Origin of the sequence: Tolypothrix sp. VBCCA 56010, from assembly GCF_050875635.1 — a bacterium.
GTDB lineage: Bacteria > Cyanobacteriota > Cyanobacteriia > Cyanobacteriales > Nostocaceae > Hassallia.
Genome location: NZ_JBPAOH010000257.1, coordinates 1 through 6,089, shown reverse-complemented (window position 1 = coordinate 6,089; position 6,089 = coordinate 1). Strand labels below are relative to the sequence as shown.

At 41.3% G+C, this 6,089-nt stretch carries 6 protein-coding genes and 1 pseudogene; 2 read left to right on the top strand and 5 right to left on the bottom strand.

Annotation, left to right across the window (positions count from 1 at the left end; genetic code table 11):
• The coding region (locus tag AABK37_RS39760; protein WP_432556899.1) for a WGxxGxxG-CTERM domain-containing protein at window positions 1–590 on the top strand (590 nt) is incomplete at its 5' end.
• Window positions 591–808: 218 nt separating this feature from the next.
• On the opposite strand, the gene AABK37_RS39755 is transcribed toward AABK37_RS39760, so the two are convergent.
• The gene (locus AABK37_RS39755; RefSeq protein WP_432556898.1) at window positions 809–1,621 is read right to left on the bottom strand and encodes a glucosamine-6-phosphate deaminase; all 813 of its coding nucleotides are present in this window, start codon (window positions 1,619–1,621) and stop codon (window positions 809–811) included.
• Between the two features lie 166 nt (window positions 1,622–1,787).
• Here AABK37_RS39755 and AABK37_RS39750 point away from each other — a divergent pair, with 166 nt between their 5' ends.
• Window positions 1,788–2,471 (top strand): HAD family hydrolase, encoded by a 684-nt coding sequence (locus tag AABK37_RS39750; RefSeq protein ID WP_432556897.1) that lies wholly within the window; start codon window positions 1,788–1,790, stop codon window positions 2,469–2,471.
• 47 nt (window positions 2,472–2,518) lie between these two features.
• On the opposite strand, the gene AABK37_RS39745 is transcribed toward AABK37_RS39750, so the two are convergent.
• From AABK37_RS39745 to AABK37_RS39730, 4 genes and pseudogenes are all read right to left on the bottom strand, one after another.
• Window positions 2,519–2,962 (bottom strand): type II toxin-antitoxin system VapC family toxin, encoded by a 444-nt coding sequence (locus tag AABK37_RS39745; RefSeq protein WP_432556896.1) that lies wholly within the window; start codon window positions 2,960–2,962, stop codon window positions 2,519–2,521.
• The gene (locus AABK37_RS39740) at window positions 2,950–3,189 is read right to left on the bottom strand and encodes a hypothetical protein (RefSeq protein WP_432556895.1); all 240 of its coding nucleotides are present in this window, start codon (window positions 3,187–3,189) and stop codon (window positions 2,950–2,952) included. The genes AABK37_RS39745 and AABK37_RS39740 overlap by 13 nt, the downstream gene beginning before the upstream one ends.
• 12 nt (window positions 3,190–3,201) lie before the next feature.
• Window positions 3,202–3,345: pseudogene (locus tag AABK37_RS39735) on the bottom strand (Uma2 family endonuclease); the annotation flags it as partial.
• A 6-nt stretch (window positions 3,346–3,351) separates the two neighbouring features.
• On the bottom strand, window positions 3,352–6,089 hold a 2,738-nt coding region (locus AABK37_RS39730; protein WP_432556894.1), incomplete at its 5' end, for a HEAT repeat domain-containing protein.

Sequence of the window (6,089 nt, the reverse complement as noted above, 5' to 3'; positions counted from 1 at the left end):
GTACAGGTACAGGCACTTATGGAACTGGCACAGGTGCAACTGGTACAGGTACAGGTACAGGCACTTATGGAACTGGCACAGGTGCAACTGGTACAGGTACAGGCACTTATGGAACTGGCACAGGTGCAACTGGTACAGGTACAGGTACTTATGGAACTGGAACTGGCACTGGCACTGGCACTGGTACTGGTACTGGTGCAACTGGTACAGGTACAGACACTACTGGAACTGGCACTGGCACTGGTACTGGTACTGGCACGGGTACAGGTGGCATTCCGGGTACAGGCACATCTGGCACTACGGGAACAGATAGCACGGGTACAGGCACAACAGGTACTGGTACAACCGACACTACAGGCAGTGGTACAACGGGTACTGGTACAACCGACACTACAGGCAGTGGCACAACGGATACTGGTACAAATACTACTACCACGACTTCCACTCAAGTAAGACGCACTCGCCATTCTAATTGGGGTTGGCTAGGATTGCTTGGTCTTGCTGGTTTAGCAGGTTTGGCTCGTAAACGCGAAGAACCTAAAGTTTACCGCGATCCGAATGAAGTCACAACTTCTCGCTCAAAATATTAATTCACAAGTCACAAGTAGGAAGTCTTATAACTTCTAGCTTGTGACCAAAACTAGGGTGTAGGGTGCAGGGTGTGGGGTGTGGGGGGAGGGAAGAGAAGATTGTATTTTTGTACACCCTGCCCCTAAACCAATAGGGGTACTTGCGTTCCCCCAAAATCTACGATTTTGGTGGTCTTTAATTGGTGGTGGGTACTTGCGTTCCCCCAATTACCCGAAACCTACACCCCATACCCCACACCGTTGTTATTGACTTCTGACTCTAAAAATGCTGAACCAGAATTCACATCTAAAAATAACGTCGCCTGCGGTTGTTGACGTAATATTGAAGCGGGACAGTCAATGCTAATTGACCCCTGCAACATCTGCTTTACTACCTTAGCTTTACGTTTTTCAGGTGCAAGGCAGATAATTTTTTTAGCAGAGCAAATCATCGGAATAGTGAGGGTAAAAGCATACTGGGGTACGTTTTCCAGATGAGGAAAATAACCAGTGTTGACTTGTTGCTGACGGTTGACTATATCGAGTTTTACCAATTTCACGGTATATGAATCGTGGAAATTTGCTACAGATGGATCGTTAAAAGCGATGTGTCCGTTTTCGCCAATACCGAGACAGCATAAATCAATTGGTTGTGCTTTGAGTAAATTGGTGTAGCGATCGCACTCTGCCAAAGGTTGTAATGCATCACCTTCTATATAATGAAATTGCTTAGGCTGTACTTGTTTCTGGACACGCTCTTGCAAATAGCGTCGAAAACTCGCAGCATGGTCAGCAGCAATTCCTAAATATTCATCTAGATGAAACATCGTCACTCGCGACCAATCTACACCACCTAACTTTATCAAAGCATCCAAAAATTTCAGTTGAGAGTTACCAGTCGCTAATAATATAGTCGCAGAATCTCTTGAAGTTAAAATGTCTTGTAAATACTTTTGGGCGATTTCTGCTGCATCCTGAGCCATTTCGGTTTCAGAATTGTAAATCTGCACCATCAGATCATCGACGCGAAAAAATTTTGTAGCGGATAACATTAGATTACAAGGATTTTGGTCAAAATTGTCCTAATAAACGCTATTAATTATAAATTGCACAAATTAGCAGGTTAATTATACTTTTTTTATCCTGTTAACAAGAACAAAACAACAATGTAAACTATCTACATCAACTTTACAATATTTTACATTAAAGCAAAACACCATGCTGACTGCAATTCTCTTTGACCTAGACGGAACTATTGTTAATACTGACCCTATCCACTACATAGCGTGGCGGGAAATGCTTAAAAATTACAGCATGGAAATTGACGAAAACTTATACAAATCAAGAATGAGTGGACGGCTTAACCCAGCAATTATCAAAGACATCCTGCCACAATTATTACTAGAAGAGGTGGTAAAACTTGCCGAAGAAAAAGAAGCGCTTTTTCGCGAATTTGCCGCAGATTTGCAAGCGCTAGCCGGATTTTCTCAACTTATAGAATGGACAAAGACACATCAATTAAAACGAGCTTTGGTAACTAATGCCCCTAGATTAAATGTAGAATTTATGCTAGAAGTTTTAGGAATTAAAGAAGCTTTTCATACAGTGGTGATTGCAGGAGAAGATATAACAGGTAAACCCGATCCTGCACCTTATCTAGTTGCAATGAATAATTTGGGGATACAAGCAGCGGATGCGATCGCACTCGAAGATTCTCCCTCAGGTATTCGTTCTGCTGTTAGTGCAGGTTTACGCACCATCGGTATCACCTCCACCCACGACGCGCAAGTATTGCAAGAAATTGGTGCATTTATGGCGATTTCTGATTTTGCAGACTTGCAATTGTGGACTTTGCTTAATTCGTTGATTGATGAGGATGTGAGTGCGATCGCACAACCATAAAACTAATCATTAGGGTGCGTTAACGTAGTAACGCACCATATCTAAGTTCAAGATGCTAATATTTCGCTAAGGATAACAACAGGTAAACTGGAAACATTCCCAAAGCCTTTATCGTTAGTAAGAAATTGGTTACAGCTAAAAGATAAAGCTGTCGCTGCATGGATAGCATCTGGTGTTTTGAGATTAGTTGTAGCCCGAAGATTTGCAGCTTGTCGTAGAATTAATTGACTAATAGGAATTAGTCGCATTCCTCCGGACAATAACAATTGTTCGTAAGCATTAAGCAGAAATGTATCAGAGTTTTTTAAAGGAAGTACTAAAGTCTCCATTAAAATTAGCTCACTACTAACAACTTCGATTTCTCCTGCTTGAAGTTTTAACCATAAGGATTCTAGCAGTGAATAATAATTAGGATTCCACTCAACACTATAAATTGCTACTGGTGTGTCTATGTAGATTCTGCCCGAAGAAGGCAATACTAGCTGTCCCATGATTCCCGTTCCTCTCGCAGTTGCCTGTCTATTTCTTCGGCACTTTTAGGAGGAAGTTTAGCGTGAACTTCTTCTAGTATCTCCATTACAGAACGTTTTTTCGGCTCTACTTTTTCTGGTAAAACCACAAATACATCTACACTATCGCCAATTTGAGCTTCGGGAATTTCAATTTCTATTTTGTTTCCTGGTAAAACTTTGGTTGTGATACGTAAAGCTGGTTGCATGATTTTTTAACCTTATACTGTTAGCACGTCTTCGTAAATATCTGCCATTGTTAGGGTTAACCCTACCGAATTTAATTCTAAGTTATCGTTTTTAACTAAAATTTGCACTGACCAATTTCGTTGAGTATCTTTGCGATAAACTTCTACTTTAATTTTTTATACTCAACTACCGGAAGATAAATTACCAAACGTGACATCTCCCGCAGTCCCGATATTAATCCCAATATTGCGATCGCCTAAATTTCCCACACCGTTATTAACTTGATTGCTAATCCCGCGAATCTTTTCCTCTGCTTGCTGTTTATCCCATCCTTCGGTTGCTAATCCTTTGCCACCTTGTAGTAATGCGATCGCAAAATCTTCTGTTGCAAAGTCAAAAAATGGCGTTTGTTCGGCTTTACATAAATCTCGTGCGCTTTGGGGAACGGTTTTCCCCAGATAATTCATTAAATGGGAAACCCGGACTACTTTATCCCCTGCTTGGTTAGCAGCACCTTGCAATGCTTCGAGGAGATGGTAGGTGTAGACGCTCATTTTTCCATCTGGACGTACCCACGATAATTGGTTTCCCGTGGAGGAGGTGAAAACTACTTTTCCCGTACTTTGTTTGTTTATATCTTTTGTGAGGGTATCGATGATATTTTTGGGTAAAGCGGTTTGCGTAAAACCCTTGGGTAGAGGAGGACGGTTTGCTTGTTCTTTCGATGATGCCATTCCTTGAGCGTGACAGCTATCGATAATTACCAGCAATCTTTGCGCGGGAATTTGTTGCAATGCAGCGTTGAATTTGGTTGCGGGTAAGGCAGTGTTGGGAATATCTACGCGGTCTGTTTCGTGAGGGATAAGATAGTAATCTCCAGATTCATCCAAGCAACCATGACCGGAATAATAAATAAATATAGTCGCTTCTGGGTCTTTTTCGGCTTGCTGTTTGAGCCAGTTTAAATTATCTAAAATATTTTCACTGGTTGCGGTTGTATTGCAGAGTAAACGTAGATGTTCGTCATTATCAATATAGCCGCATAAATTCTGGTCAGTGAGGAGAGTTTTTAGGGCTTGAATGTCTTTAACTGTGACGGGTAAGGATAATTTTGGTTCTTCGCATTCCCCTACACCGATGAGTAGGGCATAGTTGTGAGATAGGATGTTGGACATGGTGCTGGTGGGTGCGGGTTTGTAGTATTTAAGGTGTTCTTGGATTTCTTCGAGTGCGTTTAGAGCATTTAAGGAATTTTCGCCGTTATTAGCATGGAGAAACTTTTGATTATTTAAAATTTTAACTAAACTAATGATCGTTGCTTCTGATTTGATTTTTCCCAGTGCAGATGCGGCACGATCACCTACAGATGAATCTTGATGTTCGAGAAGTTTAATTAAACCGGGAATTGCCGCTTCTGATTTGATTTCTCCCAATGCAAATGTGGCACGATAACGTACAGATGAATCTTGATGTTCGATAAGTTTAATTAAACCGGGAATTGCCGCTTCTGATTTGATTTCTCCCAGTGCAAATGCGGCACGCTCACGTACAGATGAATCTTGATGTTCGAGAATTTTAATTAAACCGGGAATTGCCGCTTCTGATTTGATTTCTCCCAGTGCAGATGCGGCATTATCACCTACAGATGAATCTTGATGTTCGAGAAGTTTAATTAAACCGGGAATTGCCGCTTCTGATTTGATTTTTCCCAGTGCATATCCGGCACGATAACGTACAAATGAATCTTGATGTTCGAGAAGTTTAATTAAACCGGGAATTGCCGCTTCTGATTTGATTTCTCCCAGTGCATATCCGGCATTATCACCTACAGACGAATCTTCATCTTCGATAAGTTTAATTAAACCGGGAATTGCCGCTTCTGATTTGATTTCTCTCAGTGCAGATGCGGCACGCTCACGTACAAATGAATCTTCATCTTCAAGAAGTTTAATTAAACTGGGAATTGCCGCTTCTGATTTGATTTTTTCCAGTGCAAATGCGGCACGCTCACGTACAGATGAATCTTGATGTTCGAGAAGTTTAATTAAACCGGGAATTGCCGCTTCTGATTTGATTTCTCCCAGTGCAGATGCGGCACGATAACGTACAGATGAATCTTGATGTTCGAGAAGTTTAATTAAACCGGGAATTGCCGCTTCTGATTTGATTTTTCCCAGTGCAGATGCGGCACGCTCACGTACAGATGAATCTTGATGTTCGAGAAGTTTAATTAAACCGGGAATTGCCGCTTCTGATTTGATTTCTCCCAGTGCAGATGCGGCACACTCACGTACAAATGAATCTTGATGTTCGAGAAGTTTAATTAAACCGGGAATTGCCGCTTCTGATTTGATTTCTCCCAGTGCAGATGCGGCACGCTCACGTACAAATGAATCTTGATGTTCGAGAATTTTAATTAAACCGGGAATTGCCGCTTCTGATTTGATTTTTTCCAGTGCAGATACGGCACGATAACGTACAAATGAATTTTGATGTTCGATAAGTTTAATTAAACCGGGAATTGCCGCTTCTGATTTGATTTTTTCCAGTGCATATCCGGCATTATAACCTACAGATGAATCTTGATGTTCGAGAAGTTTAATTAAACCGGGAATTGCCGCTTCTAATTTGATTTTTACCAATGCAGATGCGGCACTATCACGTACAGATGAATCTTCATCTTCGAGAAGTTTAATTAAACCGGGAATTGCCGCTTCTGATTTGATTTCTCCCAGTGCATATCCGGCACGATAACGTACAGATGAATCTTGATGTTCGAGAAGTTTAATTAAACCGGGAATTGCCGCTTCTAATTTAATTTTTACCAATGCAGATGCGGCACTATCACGTACAGATGAATCTTCATCTTCGAGAAGTTTAATTAAACCGGGAATTGCCGCTTCTGATTTGATTTCTCCCA